At 65.1% G+C, this 15,441-nt stretch carries 10 protein-coding genes and 1 pseudogene; 3 read left to right on the top strand and 8 right to left on the bottom strand.

Annotated features, from left to right (window positions below):
• Positions 1-59: 59 nt before the first annotated feature.
• From ACZ61C_RS33310 to ACZ61C_RS33300, 3 genes and pseudogenes are all read right to left on the bottom strand, one after another.
• Positions 60-5,057, bottom strand: a complete 4,998-nt coding sequence (locus ACZ61C_RS33310) for a hypothetical protein (protein ID WP_465311841.1) — start codon at positions 5,055-5,057, stop codon at positions 60-62.
• A 234-nt stretch (positions 5,058-5,291) separates the two neighbouring features.
• Positions 5,292-5,522 (bottom strand): annotated as a pseudogene (locus ACZ61C_RS33305) (hypothetical protein); the annotation flags it as partial.
• Between the two features lie 94 nt (positions 5,523-5,616).
• The gene (locus tag ACZ61C_RS33300) at positions 5,617-6,111 is read right to left on the bottom strand and encodes a D-sedoheptulose-7-phosphate isomerase (RefSeq protein WP_465311840.1); all 495 of its coding nucleotides are present in this window, start codon (positions 6,109-6,111) and stop codon (positions 5,617-5,619) included.
• Between the two features lie 348 nt (positions 6,112-6,459).
• Between ACZ61C_RS33300 and ACZ61C_RS33295 the strand changes: the two genes are divergently transcribed.
• Complete coding sequence (locus tag ACZ61C_RS33295; RefSeq protein ID WP_465311839.1) at positions 6,460-7,224, top strand: hypothetical protein; 765 nt, start codon at positions 6,460-6,462, stop codon at positions 7,222-7,224.
• An 18-nt stretch (positions 7,225-7,242) separates the two neighbouring features.
• On the opposite strand, the gene ACZ61C_RS33290 is transcribed toward ACZ61C_RS33295, so the two are convergent.
• The gene (locus ACZ61C_RS33290) at positions 7,243-8,313 is read right to left on the bottom strand and encodes a hypothetical protein (RefSeq protein ID WP_465311838.1); all 1,071 of its coding nucleotides are present in this window, start codon (positions 8,311-8,313) and stop codon (positions 7,243-7,245) included.
• Between the two features lie 587 nt (positions 8,314-8,900).
• Between ACZ61C_RS33290 and ACZ61C_RS33285 the strand changes: the two genes are divergently transcribed.
• Entirely contained in the window at positions 8,901-9,290 is a 390-nt protein-coding gene (locus tag ACZ61C_RS33285; protein ID WP_465311837.1) for a hypothetical protein, read from the top strand.
• Positions 9,291-9,411: 121 nt separating this feature from the next.
• Here the strand turns inward: ACZ61C_RS33285 and ACZ61C_RS33280 are convergent, their stop codons facing one another.
• Positions 9,412-9,918 (bottom strand): hypothetical protein, encoded by a 507-nt coding sequence (locus ACZ61C_RS33280; RefSeq protein ID WP_465311836.1) that lies wholly within the window; start codon positions 9,916-9,918, stop codon positions 9,412-9,414.
• A gap of 346 nt (positions 9,919-10,264) precedes the next feature.
• A complete protein-coding gene (locus ACZ61C_RS33275) occupies positions 10,265-10,522 on the bottom strand; it encodes a hypothetical protein (RefSeq protein ID WP_465311835.1) in 258 nt (85 codons plus the stop codon).
• Here ACZ61C_RS33275 and ACZ61C_RS33270 point away from each other — a divergent pair.
• Complete coding sequence (locus tag ACZ61C_RS33270) at positions 10,448-10,861, top strand: hypothetical protein (protein WP_465312103.1); 414 nt, start codon at positions 10,448-10,450, stop codon at positions 10,859-10,861. The two genes, ACZ61C_RS33275 and ACZ61C_RS33270, sit on opposite strands and share 75 nt — an antisense overlap.
• 314 nt (positions 10,862-11,175) lie before the next feature.
• Here the strand turns inward: ACZ61C_RS33270 and ACZ61C_RS33265 are convergent, their stop codons facing one another.
• Together ACZ61C_RS33265 and ACZ61C_RS33260 are read right to left on the bottom strand one after the other, a co-directional pair.
• Positions 11,176-13,794: a hypothetical protein gene (locus tag ACZ61C_RS33265; protein WP_465311834.1), complete on the bottom strand. Its 2,619-nt coding sequence runs from the start codon at positions 13,792-13,794 to the stop codon at positions 11,176-11,178.
• Positions 13,791-15,284, bottom strand: coding sequence for a hypothetical protein (locus tag ACZ61C_RS33260; RefSeq protein WP_465311833.1), 1,494 nt, complete (start codon positions 15,282-15,284; stop codon positions 13,791-13,793). Before ACZ61C_RS33260 ends, ACZ61C_RS33265 begins: the two co-directional genes overlap by 4 nt.
• Positions 15,285-15,441 lie beyond the last annotated feature (157 nt).

The following is a 15,441-nucleotide window of genomic DNA, read 5'->3' as shown; positions in this document are numbered from 1 at the left end:
GACGACGTGGGGCTCGGGCAGCGGGGTGTGCAGCGCTAAGTGCGGCGGAAGCACCTGGGCTATTGAAGTTCGAGTTGGCGTTGAAGCTCGACGGCGGTAGCGTCGCCGACTTCAGATAGCCGATCGACCATTTCCAGCATGCGACCTCTTTGCACGTCGCTTGTAGCATCCCTCTCGTGGATTAGCGCGAAGTTTAGCCATGTTGTCACAGTCTGCGAGTATCTCCTGATCAGTTCAACGTTGGTGCCGAGGACGTTCAAAATCAAAGACGTGCCCTCAGTTGATCTGATAAGCCCATAGGCGCCGACCGCCTTGATGGCGTGGTCGGCGACTTGGGGTCGGGCGGATAGCGCATGAGTCCAGCGGACCAAGACAAGTCCGAGTGGTTGGGTTGGCCACGGTGAATTGGGCCCCGGGATCGGCAGTAATGCGCGGTCAAGCGCGTGGACGTCATCGCTTCTGGGGCGATCGCGACGTCCGGCGGAATTGTTGTCGAGGTTCCGGTTCCCAGGCAAAAGCCGATCGAGTAGCTGCGGCCAGTATGTCCCGAATAGTAGCGAAGCTCGTTCGGCTGTCACGGCAAGTTCTGTCAATTTGTTAAGAAGGCCGGACAACTGCTCTGCGGCCGGGGCAAAGCGATCGAGGTACTCGACGAGAAGACCGTGGTCGCCGCTTATCACCAGTTCTGCAACGTGCTGGTCTATTCCGCTCCGCCACTTGTCGATCCCCGCATAGTGTCTGCGCGCGTAATGCTCAGGCCAAATCATGAGGTCATAATTTATAAGTGTCCGGAAAATATCTTTGGCTGCGACGCCATGCTGACACGGGAGGCGAGCGGCTTTTGTCAGACTTGGGAGAGTATCGGAAGCGCTATCAATCATGAGAACGTCGGCCCCTGGGGCCAGTGCGACCTTCAGCGGATCCGGCAGTCTGACCCGCTGGCGCCTGGAATCTTCCCATGGTCCCATGCCAGACTGCAGAAGCAATTCGTTAAGAGTGTTGATGGCGACGTCGTGAAGGTGTGTGCTTGCGGCATCGCCGCAGGGCGCGGTAAGTGCTGCGTCGACACCTCGGGCAAGTCGCCGCCGCACGTCGGCGAGTTCGGAGCCTGCCAGCTGCCGGATCACTGCCTCGATGCGAGGGACAAATTCTTCTGCCTCCGCAAGGAGACTTGCTGTGGAGAGGACGTGGGGCAGTGCTGTGGCCGCTGATCGGTCAGGTCCCACTGGCGACACGCTGTCTCGGTCGTCGGGCAGAGAGCCTGCGGCAGGTGCGGTTGGGTTCTCCATAACGTCTAAAAGCGTGGTGACCGCATCGGCGAGCAGATTGCCATGCTCGTTGGTCATTATGAGAGCTGCTGCGGCAGCTGCTCTGGCCTCGGTTGGTGAGTAGACTGCCCCGATCCTGTCCTCATCGAGTTGCTCGAGTTCCGAGAGTGCCTCGCGCATCTGCTCCCACACGACGTGCGCACCTTCACTGTTCTCCTCGTCGCGGATGCGAACAGCTTTAAGCGTCAGGGACGCCACGGTTAGGTTGAGAACCGCGCGCCGACCGTCCTGTCGGAGTCCGCGCTCGACGTGCTCGGGTAGTTCGACGGCTATTTCTGCAATCCTGCCGCCGTCCGTGGTTGAGACGGTGTACGAGTCGCGATCAAGCCGGCGCGCGCGACCTTCGGCAACGAGTAGTAGCTGATGATCCTCTGGCGGCGGAGCGCCAAGAAACTCCGCCAGCTCGTCGCGTGTTCGCTGCACCAGTCTGTCGCCGACCGCCCGTAGGCGCACCTGACCGGTGCCATCGCTCGTGCCGACGAGAGCGAGAACGACTCGAGGAAGGTCCCAATCGAGTCGCCGGAAGCCCCGCAACTGATAGCTGAGCACTCCTTGAGCACGGCGGGCGTTATCCAAATCCCAGACGGCTGGCTGTTCAAGGAACACATCGAGTTGGTCCGTGATCTCTTCTAGCCGTTCGACGAAGAGGGAGATCGCGATCGGGATAACACCGGGGCACGAGGTCGTGTGAAGGACCTGATCGACGACTTCGTCAAGCGGGCGTTTGCTGGCTTCGGCTACAGACCACTCGGCCAGGGCCATCAACGCCGACATGCCCGGGTGGGCGCCATTGCCGGAGCGTTGGAACCAACCCCACGTTGTGGTTGTGCCGGTGTACACCACGGGCTCTTGCCAATTTGTGCGCCTGAGCTCGAGCGTGAATGTGGAGTCGCCTCCCTCGAAGCTCTGCTCCACGGCCGTCCGCGACCGGGAAGCGGCGTCGACGACAGCTCCGATGAGGCGTAGGCCGTGTGGAGGAGACAGCTCAAGTAAGGATGAGAAAGGACCGTAGTGAGGTGCTGCGAGCCCGACGTTGTCGGTGCGCCGGAACCGCGGCGCGTGATCGCGGACGTCATCGTGGTGACGGTGAAGACTGCTCAGGGAGAAGCCTCGACGACGGCGAGATCCCTGTTCTACTGGTGTAGTGTCACCCGAGGCGAGTGTGAGGCTTTGATTAATGTAATAGCGCCCAGCGAGTAGGAGCAGCAAGTCCGGATTCGCGGCCGCGGCCGCAGCCGCTGTGTCAGGGTCTTCGACGACGCCTTGTAGCTCGTGGTTGCGTTCGGACAAGCGATCAAATACGGCCTGGCCTTCGGCGGTGATGTGCCGTCCAAGCAGTGCAAGGGCGGGAACTACGGATTCGAGTCTGTCTCCGTACAGATCTGACCCAGACCACCATGCTACTGCGCGGGCGAGCGCTTCGGCATCTTGTACATAGTTCTCTACCCGTACTCCAGACCTCGCTGCAGCGAGAAGCCACCGGTGCACGACCTCAGCTGCCATGGCGGTAACCCGTTGGGGTACTTGCTGCCCGAGCACGCTGAGAAAGTCGACGAGCGGTGCTGCCAGCAACAGATCGAGCTGCAAACGTTCGCTGCCGGGTTCCAGGGCAGATATCGTACCAAAACGGCGGAGAACGACTAGCAGCTGGAAGAGCTGCTCACCATCGTCCGCCAAGAGGGCTGACTGCAGCCTGTCGAGCAGTAGCCGAGGATTGCCCATGGCGAGAAGAGCCTCAAAAGGCAGGTCTTGCCACCGGGATCCGTTCTCAGCCGCGATCTCGTGAGAAAATTGGACGAGATCTGCCCACGTCTGCGGTGCGTTCGGCCTGTTGATCGTGTCACTGAGTTGTCGTTGCAGCATGAGACGGACAGCTCGGATCAGTCGACGAGCTTCCTCGGCCTGAGATAGCAGCTCGGCCGGATCGCCATCCAACAGTCGCATGGCGAGTGCGTAGTCGAGGAGAATGTCGTGCGCGAACCGATACCTTGTGCGATCGCGCACAAGGATTTCGTCGCTTTCGAGCCCGCGGACTGCGTCGCCGTCGAACTGCTGAAGCAACGAGCTCTTTCCAGTGCGAGCGGACTCCTCAGCGACCTCCAGGCAGGCGACGGCCCGCGCATGTGGGCTGCCGGTGCCGGGGCGACCGCCTTCCTGCCGCCGGACCACCTGCTCCCAGACGAGATCGAGGACGTCTTCTTCGCCTAGCGGTCGATCTTCGAGACGGACGCCGGAGCGGACAAGCAAATCGACGAGATATGGCCTGCGCAGCAGTCGGCCGCTGCGGTTGTTACGTGTCAGCGGAATCAGCTCGGGGAACTCACGAACGACCTCAGCAACTTCGGCCTCCTCAAGATCACCGATCTCGACCGTCACTGGGGCAGCGGGGAGCTGGCCGCGGACTGCTGCCGCGGCATCCGAGCGGGCCGTCAACACCACGGTCCACTGAGGTGCCGGACCAGGAGCAAGCGGGACGGTACGAATCACGGCTCGTAGCAGACGTCCGCCGTCGACGAGTGCGTGCTCCGCGCCGTCGATCAGCAAAATTCGAGGGCCGGTTGTGGCCGCCGCCGGCAGCACCGTCGCGAGGTCTGCGCCGAGCTCTGCCGTCAGGCCGGCCAGCGTCTCCTGGCCGCGTCCAGTGAAGTCAACTACGACAACCGTCGCCGTCTGCCCGAGGTCTTTGACGGCGTGGCGAGCCAGGACCGATTTGCCGCCACCGGCGGGGCCCTCGATCAGGACCAAGCTGTTGTCCCGGATCGCGTCCGTGACGAGCTCGAGCGCCGCTGTTCGAGGCAGTGCAAGGCGGTGGCCGATCTCCCAAGACGTGGCGTCAAGCTCAGCTGCGGTTGCTGCCAGTAGCTTGCTCCAAGCTGCTTGCTGCTTCGGCTCCACAGTCAAAGCGACGCCGCGCTGCTCCAGCGCCGACCTGAGCATGCCCGGGCTGATCAGGCCAGCTTGTGGTCCCCAAACCTGTGCCAGCTCGGCGATAGCGGCGCAGGCGTCGGCTGGCGGCTGGCCGTCGGGAAGGATGTCGGCGAGGCGGTTGGTCGCGTTAATCGTGTCGCGCCCTCCGGCGCCCACCTCGAACTGCCAGATGTGGAGCGCCTTGAGCAGGAGGAACGTCAGTGACTGGTAGTCACTGGTCAGGAGCAGTCGGCCTCTCTCTCGCTGGACTTTCACGACGGTTTGCTCGACGGCATCGCGCCGCTCGCGAACTTTCTTGTCGACAACGCCGGGCTTCAAGATGGACGTGAACGACTCGAGCGTTGCATGGCCACGCGCCAGATCGGACAGCTTGGCCAATTGGTCGATCGGACCAGAGGGATCGGTGGCAAGGCCGAGCCGTAGCCGTCCTTCAACGATCGCTTCTGGGTCTGCTTCTATGGCTTCCAGGCATTGCCTGACCGAATCGCAGAAGGCTCCGTTCGACTTTGTCGGCGACATCGCCCGCTTGACCTGGTACTCGACCCGAACTGCGCTGTGCTCGACGGAAGTCTGGAGAACGATGTCGTCGAGTAGGTTGTCAGCCTCTCGTCGCTGCAGGCCGACAGCGGCCACGGGTCGCGACAGTCCGGCTAGCGCATCGCCTCGAAGCAGGGCCACAAGCGCGACGACTGCCAGTCGGTACTCGTCGATGGTGCCGGCGCCACCTGTCGCTTCGGGTGATACGCCCGTCCGGACCTCGTCGCCCAGTGCTGGCTGAGTCTGCTTTGCCGACTTGTTCACGTTGTTGCCTATCGGACAAGGATGCCGATTCAGTACAGCGACATCACCGCTTACTGGTGAGACTGTAGATCTTCTGTGAGACTGGGGCTGTCAGGCTCAACGGCATGTCGCAACCTGAGGGCGGCACCGATTGCTGTTCAGGCAGCTCGCGGAGTGAGGACCTGATCACCGAAGGTGACTCTGGGCGTCAGTCAACCTGCAGATCCGTGGCAAATTTCAGGGTGTGGTTATAGATCAACTCGGTCTCGGACGCAGTATTATCCCACGGATCGCGGAACGCGATCTTGAAGCTGGACCGCGCGGGCTCCCGGTGCGGTCACCGAGAGCGCGGCCGCGACGTGCGCCGTCCGGACCGCCTTTTCCAGCGGGTCGCCGGTCGCGAGGCGTGCGGCGAACACCCCCGTTGAACATGTCGCCGGCACCGGTAGTGTCGACAACGTTGGTGCGGTGCGGGGGGACGTCGACGGGGGCCTCGCCCGGCCGTACGCAGCGGACGCACTCACGACTCCACCTCCGGGGTCAGCACACCCGGGTGTTCGAAGAAGACGTGCACCAGTTCTCACAGCAAGTGGTACGTGGTCACGTGGAGCTCCTTGACGACGCGTGGATCGGTCGAGCTGGCGATCAGGAGGTGGTCGAGGCCGGGTGTCCGCGCGATCGCGCCGCCGTCGCCGGTCAGCGCGACAGTGAGCATGCCGACGTCGCGGGCGGATTCGAGGGCGCGGCGGACGTTCGCGCAGTCGCCGTCGGTGGAGATGCCGAGCGCGTTGTCGGCCGGGTCGCCGATGATCCGCAGCTGGTGGGCGAAGACGTCTTCGAGGCTAGCTCGGCTGGCGACGCCGGTGACCGTCGCGACGTCGGCGGTGAGCGAGTGCGCGGGCAGCGCGCGCTTGCCGACGATCACGGGGTGGACGAACTCGACCGCCACGTGCTGGGCGTCGGTGCTGGGGCCGCCGTTGCCGAAGACGACGAGCTTGCCGCCGCGGTGGAAGCGCCGGGCCATGCCGTGGCACACCTCGCCCACCGTCGCGGCATCGTCGGCCAGGGCGAGCACCGAGGCCCTGCGGCGCTCGAAGAGGGGCGCCGACGGAGTCCGGGTGGTTCGGTGACCACGACACCGCAGCACTTCCTCGGGGCTGTTGCTCGGTGGTGGGCCCACCCTAGGCCAGAGATGCGAGTTGGATCACACAAGGGATCGGCCGTGGTCTCTGCTCTGCCGCCGGTCTGATCGGCCGCTTGGGACGTGGTGCTCGCGGTCCTCCGGCCCCTTGCTCCGCCCGGGCGAGCCGGTGTTCCGCCTCCTGGCCGTACTCGGAAAGGCTGAAACAATAATCGTCGATCAGCGGCGTGGCTCCGTGTTCCGGCTGCGATCACGTGCTGAGGTGGTCGCGGTGAGTGCCGGGTGAATGGCAGGGCTGTCGCGGGAACGCTTCTGGCGGTCGTCGGAACTGTCCTGGCCGTAGCCGGGCCGCGGGCATTGCTCGAATTGGCGCACTGGACGATTCGGCACAGTGGCGTTCTGCTGCTGGGGCTTGCCGCGGTGGTTATGCTGAGGGTCGCCGTGCCGGTCGGGAAGCGGAAGTGGCCTGCGCTGCCGGCCGGTGCCGGGCTGGCCCTGCTGTTGCTCCAACAGAACGTTGACCCCGCTCTCATCGCCGGAGGTGGCCTGGTGGTCTTGGGGGCGCTGGTCTCGGCGATGCAGTCGCGCTCCGCCTTCAGCGGCGATCTCATCGATCCGGTGCACACCTACCGGCGCGTGGGATACGGTCGAAGAATCGCGGCCAGCGCCGGGAACATACTTCCTAAACAAATACGGTTGCTGAGTGTGTTTGCGCAGACGGAACTAGATCTCAAAGACGCCGAAGCCAACTATGACACCGCTTTGCTGGAAGTGTTCGTCTCCTGCTGGTTTTCTCGTGTCAAGATCGTGCTGCCGTACAACTGGGTGGTGGTTGCAGGTCGGGTGGAAGCCACCAAGTGTGTCGGCTTTTCCGGTGAATTGAATTCGACCACCCTGTTTGCCCACCCTGAACTCCGGGAATTTTCCGAACAGCTGGACGCGCTTGTCGATCAAGTGAAGATGGCTGACGAGAGTGCTGGTGGCGAGATTGTCAGAGTGGTGATCCATGTGACCGGAGTATTCGGTCGCATCGTCCTAGACCGGTGATCCGGTTCGGCTGGCCTGTCATCCGGACTGATCCTTTTTTTCGGCTTCCGCCGATGGCTCTTCGGATTTTTCCGGGTGCTCGTAGACGAACCGTTCACGTTCTTCGGGTGAAATCTCACGGCTGGGTGCCAGGAGAAGATCGACCAGCCGCTCGTTGGACTCGTACTCGTCCTGACCGTTTTCGGGCAACGGCAACCGCATGGCCTTGAGCATGTCGAACCGGTGCAAGTCGAATGCTGTGATCAGCAATCCGCCGTAATGGGCCGCCGCCGTGGTGGCGCCACGGTAGGAAAGCCCGGCGAGGCCCGCGAACACGAGGGGGATCGTGCTCCACCAGTCGAGCCGCTGCAGCAACGCTGCACACGCCACCGTCTCGACCCCGAATACCAGGACGAACGTCGCCATTACGTCGATCGCGTTGAGCTGTTCATTGATCTGTGCGTCCAGGCGCGGTGAGAGATGGGGGTAGAGCCGGGGGTAGACCTCGACGGTCTTCAGGCCGTACCGTTCGCCGGCTGTGGTCTCGGCCCGCCGCAGGATGTTGCCCAGCCTGGTGGCCAGGATCCACTCTGCCTTGCGGGGGTAGAGCCGGCTGTCTTCCTTGGCCCGGTCCTTGATCCGGCTCGCGCGGTGCATGTCCCGAGCGTGGTCGGCCACCTGGCGGAAGTCTGCACAGGCCGGGCGTTGAGGAAAGCGGAGGTCTTTGCGGGCCTCGATCATGCGCGCCTGCCTGACGTGCCGTTCGACGGCCATCGCCTTCAGCAGGCCGCCCCGGCGCCAGTAGCCCTCCAGCAGCTGAACGATCCGTATTTGGAACGGTCGAAGCAGCACCGCCACAACGATGATGCCGAGCAGCAGGACGACGCCGCCGGCAACACTGTTCACCCGCACCGCCTCCACCACCGACGGCAGTCCCGGTGCCACGGGTCGGCCGTCGCGGATCAGCGGTTGGGACCAGGGCAGGATGCGTGCTTCGACCAACGCGGCGAGCGACAGGACGAGCACTGCGCCGGGCAGGGCGTTGACCAGATACGCGCCGGCGCCGAGGCTCTTGACACTCTCCTTCGAGAGGGCGGTGAGATCGCTCATCGTCACCGCCCTCCTGGAGGCGGGCCGGCCAGCACCCAGTGTCCTCGGACCAGCATCACCGGAGTGGTCATCGGCCGTCGGTGCGTCCGGCAGTTGCTGGGCCGGTCCGGGTGATACTCCGACTCCGGAATGAAATAGTCCCGGCATTGGGAATAGTATTCGCACGCATAGTATATTTTTCCTTCTCCGGGAGCAGGTTTCCCTCTGGTCGACGATGCGGTCAACCGGATGGCACACCGGACGGCCACGAGCAGGATCCCGACGAACGCCGGCACCCTCGACCTCCGCTGAGCCGGATGTCGGATGCTGGCCATGCCGGACAGTCTCGTCTTCGTGCAGGCGGATGGAAAGAGTGCGTGAGTACCCCGGCTAATCCATCCACCGTTCGGCGGTAGACCTCGGCCAAAGGTCATCAACGCGATCGCCGCACCCGACCGGCCGGTCACCGGCCCGATCCTGGCTACTTACCGTGAGGTCGACGTCCGGCTCGACATCACCGACACCCCGGCAATCTCGCGGCGGTCTGCGCGAACTTCGTCGCCCGGCGGGCCATTGCGGCAGAGTGGGTCAGTCGCCACGCCGAAGTCATGATCGACCAGATCGACGCGCACAGCTTTGCGTTCACGCCCCCGTTTACGGTGCGAACCTGGCGCTTCGCCGGCGGAACCCCGCTGCGGCTGGCCTTCCTGGGCGGGGAACCAGTGTCCGGCTACGCCGCCTACTGCCGCAGCCGCTACGGCGGCACCAACGGCATCTGGTTCTCCGGATACGCCGGCGAGGTGCCCACCTACCTGCCCACCGACGAGCTGCTGATCACCGGTGGTGCCTGGCGCTACACCTGTGGCTGGTCCGATGACTTCCTCGGCATGGGCGGCGGCGCGATGTGCGCGTACGGCATCATCGCGCACTACCTGCGCAACGCCCAAGGTGACGGCGTCGAAGACACCCTGATCGCGGCGTTGAACGCTGTTCTTTGAGTTGTCCGCTCCGCTGCGTTCTCGTGATCTTGACCAACCGCTGGGCCTCCTCCGGCTCAACGGCCGCGCGAACACCTCCGGCTGACGCGCCCTGACTCACCTCCAGGAGTCAGCCTCGCGATCACCGGCCCGGAGGTCCACGCGACACGATTACGACGTCAACGTTCCTTGATGAGGCACTAGGCTGGATGGAGGGTACCGCCAGTAAGCGAGATTGCGGCTGGTCGAACCCCGGCGGGGACTGTGCGATGTTGCTGTTCGGGCCGCAAAGCTGCTTGAGGCACCCGGTCGCCTGCAGCCCCTGCTGTTCGGCAGGACGGGCGGCAGGGGCGTCGTGAGGCACGAGCCTGACCGCGACCACGACCACGATCGGGATGACGAACTTCGCACCGGTTCGTTGTGTCGACATCATCCGAGTCCAGTTGCCGTCCTCGTCGCTGCGGCGGCTGTCGTGGGCTTCCAGCCGTACCGCTTGGTAGGGGTCGGCGGCGCGGCCGTGGATCCAGCCGTCGCCGGTGGTTGCGCACATGCCGTTCAGCGCGTCGGTGGCCAGTTTGCCGAGTAGTTCGTGGCCCCAGGGCTCCGCCGCGGCGGCTGCGTGATGTAAGGGTGGATTTGAGGAAACCACCAAACGATCAAGGACGTGTAGCTAGCATGCGCCCGTGAATCGGAACACGCACTCCCAGGACGACGCCGAACCCGAGCTTGACCAGCCCGCTGGACCTGACTTCGCCCTGCGCACGATCCATGTGCCGGCGAGAAGACTTGATCGCACTGAGGTGGAGACAAGTCCTTCTTCGCAGCAGAAAGAGGTCGACAGCCTGCACGACGAGAAGGGCGAGGTTGCTGGGAGTCGAAACGCGAATGCGCCTGCGTCTGGTAGTTCGTTGGCCCGTCGTCAGCAAGGGAAGACCATTGCCATCACCGCATTGGTCACGGCCGTCTTGACCGTCATCGTCGTCGTGGTCGTGACGTCATCGACGACGTCTGGAACCGAGTCGCAGCCGACATCGAGTGCGTCGAGAACCAGCTCTTCGCCACCGCCCGTCGTGTCGTCCTCGAACGCCGGGTCCTCCAGTGCTTCGTCGGCATCGACGTCGAACTCTCCCGCCACATCGGCTGACTCGTCGCCGGTTCTTTACCGCGAGCAGGACTACGTGGTTCCTGCCGTGCCCAACTGCGAGGGTGTGGGGATCGACTTCGACGAGCGCAAGGTGTCGTCGTTCTTCCACGGCAGCACTGCCGACGACAACAAGAAGGTCGCCGGGACGGCGGAGATTCTGCGCTTCGGCGACTGCGGCCCACCGTTCGGGCCATCGGCCCACTGGGAGGTCACTGAACGCCACACGGTCGCGGAGTACGCAGGTAGAACGCCTCCTCGGAGGGATCAGTGCGAGACCGCACTGAACCAGAGTCCGCTATCCAACCGCCTGGCTGATGACGCGTTCGACGACATGACGTTCGTCTGCTTCAAGACCGATCAGTCGACCGAGGCCGGGACGAGGATCGGGTATCTGCGCATCAAGGGGCCGGGTAAGGCTTTGAACGTGGCAGCGACCGTCTGGAGTTGACGGCTCCCCTGCCACTAGGTTCTGCTGGTCATGACGTTGGAGTTGCGCCTAGGGCAAGCATCCTCCTCCAGGTGAGTCTGGAGGCAGGATGTCCTGGTACTGCGGCAGTCGCTGGCTGACACCCGCACACCGGCTGCATGCCGACCCTGCCGGCCTGTTGGCCGCTGCCCACAGCGTGTCCGGGGACGAGTTCGACTTCGTCGGCCGCCGACGCCGCCGCGTCCGGATGGAAGGAGCGCGGGGGAGGAAGGCGGATGACCTCGGCGCCGGGAACGTCTACGTTGCGGGAGCTCAGCGGCACATTGAATTGCGGTCTACATGCGAAGTGCGGCCTCGAGCAGCTGTTCGTTGATTCGGGCTGCCTCGGTGAGTGCGCGGACCGCAACCGGGATCGGGTTGAGTGGATATGTCCTCGCGCCCGAGGGCAGCCCCTCATCGCCGGTAAGTAGAGAGAAAGGGGTGCTCATCGGAGATAGGGTGTAGACACGCCAGCGTGGTGCGGTCGATTCGGCGATCGCGAGGGTTCGCCCGTCGCGCAGGACGATGGTTGTTTTCGATGCGTTTCGTGCGACGACCGCGGATGGGGATGTGACGAGAGTCGCGACGCGGGCTGCCATGCGGCGCGGGTTGCGGAATTCTCCGTCGATGACCCACGCGCCGTCCATCATGCGCGCTGGCAGGCCCTCGCTCTCGAGTGTGGCGCGGTCCACGGCGTGGGGGTCGTCGGCTGCGGCGGCGGCGAGGTCGATGACCGTTTCGACCTCGCTCCAGGACGGCACACGTGCGTATGGCCTGTCGGGAACGTGGAGGTATTCCTCGGCGAGTTTCGGGTCGGCGTAGGCGGCTAGGTCGGCGGCGTCGGTCCAAGCTGCTTTGGCGACGATGTCGTGTTCCGCGCCGCCGTGGAGGCTGGCCTCCTGCAGCAGCAGAGCGAGGCAGACCGCGATCAGGGAGCTAACGAAGTCGAGCGCTTGACCGGGCACGTCCTCCTGCTCTGCTGTATCCGGCACCAGGGTGCGCGTCAGGTCGCTGAGGTCGGAGCGCCACGCCTCGTCGGTGCCCCATACCGCGGCGGCGAGCAGCACCAGGTAGGTGCGGGTGACAAGCATCCGCAGCTCGAGCGGTGGGCGCGGTGTGGCGGTCGCGGCGCGTGTCCACCGGCGGGCCCAAGACCGATACTGAGCCCGCTGTGAAGCGGGAATATCTGGGGCGAGCCGCGCAGAGCGGGCTGAGGCGGCTTCGGTCAAGTCTTCGACCGCGTCGTCGCTCTCGCCGTCCGCCAGCTCGGTGTCGTTGACGTCAGTATCGACGGACCAGCCGGTGGCCGCCAGGCCGGGAGTGGCAAGTACGCCCGGAAATAGCAGTCCGGTGAGGTGCGGGCCGAGGCTGCGTTCCACGGACTCCAGCCATATGCCCCACCGTTCGTCGGGCGGCATGGCGGCTGTGGTGGCACCGGTGCCTGCGCGCAAGGCCGAAGCCCCGGTGGCCGGCTTGTGCTCCTGGACGTGACTGAGCATTCGGAGCAGGTCGGCGTTGAACCGGCGCGCGAGAACCTCGTCGGTCAAGACGGTGTCGTCCTCGGCGATGAGTGTCATCCGCGGCTGATTGGTGGTGTCGTCGCGGGGCCGGCATCGGGCTGTGTCGGTGAGGAAGACGACGGGGGAGACGAGACGCTCGCCCGGTAGTTCGGCTCGGGCGCGGACCGCTCCGCCGAGCGCTTCCGGCGCTGCGAGCGCGACGACTTGGGTGGCTCTGCTGGTGGCGGTGAAGACGTGCAGGGCTGTCCAGGTTCCGGGGGTGCCGTCGGGGGAGGATTCGATGGTGATCGGCACGCTTGTGGTGGTGACGAGCTCGACCGAGATCGTGTGCTGTATTCGCCGCGCGCCGAGCACGACGAGCGCGTACTGCTGACGCGCGTTTGCGTTAACAGGGATCGTGTTGTTTCGCATGATGGTCGCGCGGTCGGCAGCTGTGCCTTCTGGCAGTAGGGATGCGGGCACCGGCATCGTGGTGACGAGTTCGCAGTTGCCACCGTCCGCGGTGGTGGCGAGGAGCGCGGCGGCGCTGAGGTTGGCGCTGCCGGTCATGGCGATCGTCGTGTCGTCGACGGTCCATTCGACGAGCTTGCCGTGCCGGGTACGTCCCTCGTCCAGGTAGCGGAACCGGGTGAGAGCGACGGATGCGGTGGCGGCGGCGAGGGCTTCCCCCGAGTACTGGGAGACTTGTTCCTGGAGTGCCAGGTCGACCTCGCGCGGCTGCAGCCTGTCGATCAACGACTGGACGCCGCGGGCGCGTGCGTCGAAGAACGGCGCCGTCATTCGCAGCGAGCGCACCGGCCCGGCTGGCAGCTGCCCGAGCAAGGAATGCCGCAGGTTCCCGAAGATTTGCAGGTCAGGTAGGGAGCTGTCGAGCTCGCCCGGGGTGATCCAGTGTCCGACGTGGGTCACGGTGTCGGCAATCCAGGACGGCATCTTGACTACTTGGGGCAGCTCGGCGAGCCATTCACCGACGTCGCGCATGGCCGCCGGCCCTTGGTGCCGGGAAGCTCGCAGGACGAGCCACAGCTCGTGGTTGTGGCCCCAGCCGGACATGGTTGGGTTCCCGGAGCCGATCGCCGCCCAGACGTCGTCGTCACCGGCCAAGATCACGACCTTCGGATGAAACGCCCCGCCGCAGCTGACCTGGGCGTGCTGATAGGCCCGGCCCGCCTGCCGGACGTCAACCGCCTCGTGCACGGCGTTGCCCGCATCGCCTAGAACGGTGACGCGAGCACCCAGCGCGCGAGCGGTCGGCACGCAGTGCCGCTCGAAGAAGACCAGGTCGAGGGTGTAGCCGGTGACGAGACACTCGCGCAGTGGCGCTCCGTCGGCTCGACCGTCCCACTCCTGCAGCAACGACAGCGGGGAATGGAACTGGTAGGCGATCTGGTTCATGCCGCCAGCTCCAGTACCTGCGCTGCCAGTGGTGTGATCACGAGACCGGTGTCGCTGCGCTCGGCAAGATCCAGCTGGCGGGCGATGAACTCGAACTGATCGACGCGCAGCCCGACGTTGCCGGCGCCTTCGGTGCCGGCCGCGTAGTACTGGCCGTTGCGTTCGTGCAGTTTGGTGAACAGCTTCATCCGCCCCTGGGCGTCGAGCCGGAGTTTGCGTAGCGCGACTCGTCGGGACTGCGCGAGCATGTCGTCGACGAAGGCCCGCGCAAGCTCGGCCATCGGCTGACCTTCGTGCTCACGGTGACGGTAGGCCACCCAGTGCGGATCGAGGAACTGCTTCCGTTCGGGGTAACGGCCGAGGAAGGCGGCTTGGCTACGGCCGGAGAGCTGGTTCTTGCGCTGACCCCCGAAGAGCAGCGCGGCCAGGTCGGCCGTGACGGCGGTGTGGCCGTCGCGCACTTGCCGTTCGGCTGGGTTCGGCTCTCCTTCTGCATCGACGAGGCTCGGGCACCCTGCCAGGAAGGCTCGCACTGTCGTGGCCGGCACTTCGGCGGAGATCCACTGGTAGAGGTCGTCCTTGGTCGCCGAGCCGCGCGTGGTGACCTGCTCGACCAGTGCTGCCCACAACCGCCGCCAGGCTCCGACGGACAGTCGCCGCAGGAGGGTGCCGCGCCACGCTTGGGCGCGGTCTTCGGCCGACAGGACGGGGTCGGTTCGGATCCGGTTACCGTAGGCGACGCAGTCGTGAAGGGCCTCCGACCAGCTGGAAGCGTCTGGTTGGAGCATGGCTGAGCGAGCCAGGATCCGTAGCGTGGATCGTCGGGTTCGGTCGTTGCCTGTCCATTCCTGCGGGTCGTGCCGGCCGTCGCGGGAGGCGGTGATGAGGTCACGGAGCGGCTCGAGGTCCGCGGCTTCGTTCGCGTCCATGGCCAGCCCAGAGAGGTGAGCGACGTCGTCGGGGTGGACTGGACGGTCGTGTGCCAGCTCCAGCAGGGGCCGGAACATCTCCCTGACGGCGGGGGGACACTCGCGGGGGCCGGGCCGCAGGGCGCTGCTGTCCACGGTGACCGTGCCCAAGACGGCGCTGGGCCCGTTGTACTGCGACCAGAAACCCCACGGACGGGGTGAGTAGGAGGCGCGGCCGATTTCGGCGAGTTCGTCGATCTGTCCTCGGCTGACCATGGCTTCGACACAGCCGGCGCCGTGCGCGGCGATCGTCTTGCCGCGGGAAACCAGGGCAAGAGCGACTTCCGACCGTCGGAGAACCGTCTGGCACGTGCGGGTATCCCAGTCCCGTCGCCCTGCGACGTCGGCGAGCGCCCAGTAGAGGGAGTAGTACCGAGCCAGCGTGGTCAGGGTGGACACGCCCGGTACCAGCGTGTCCACCATGCCCATGACCGACGACTCGACTGAGAGCGGGTACCGCCCCGCCTTCAGATCCAGGCCTGGCTCGCACCAGACCGGGCCGACGACCTCGGCCGACATCATCGCAGTCACGGCATTAGCCCGAATCGATGGTGCGTGAACATGATCTTACTGTCGCAGTTCGTGGCCGTTGTGTTTCAGTTGCGTGCTCCAAGGCTGCTGGCCCTGGCTTTGCGTCCACCGCGATGAGCCACGCAGATGTGCGGGCACGCTTGCGGCC

Source organism: Amycolatopsis sp. NPDC104587, from assembly GCF_055583645.1.
Note: the sequence above shows the minus strand (reverse complement) of the source record. Positions and strands in the feature narration are given on the sequence as shown.

Bases quoted from the DNA above. Each gene is read 5' to 3' on its own strand.
- ACZ61C_RS33285 (WP_465311837.1), top strand. From the start codon at position 8,901: ATGATCGACCAGATCGACGCGCACAGCTTTGCGTTCACGCCCCCGTTT.
- ACZ61C_RS33265 (WP_465311834.1), bottom strand. From the start codon at position 13,794: ATGAACCAGATCGCCTACCAGTTCCATTCCCCGCTGTCGTTGCTGCAG.
- ACZ61C_RS33290 (WP_465311838.1), bottom strand. From the start codon at position 8,313: ATGAGCGATCTCACCGCCCTCTCGAAGGAGAGTGTCAAGAGCCTCGGC.
- ACZ61C_RS33260 (WP_465311833.1), bottom strand. From the start codon at position 15,284: ATGATGTCGGCCGAGGTCGTCGGCCCGGTCTGGTGCGAGCCAGGCCTG.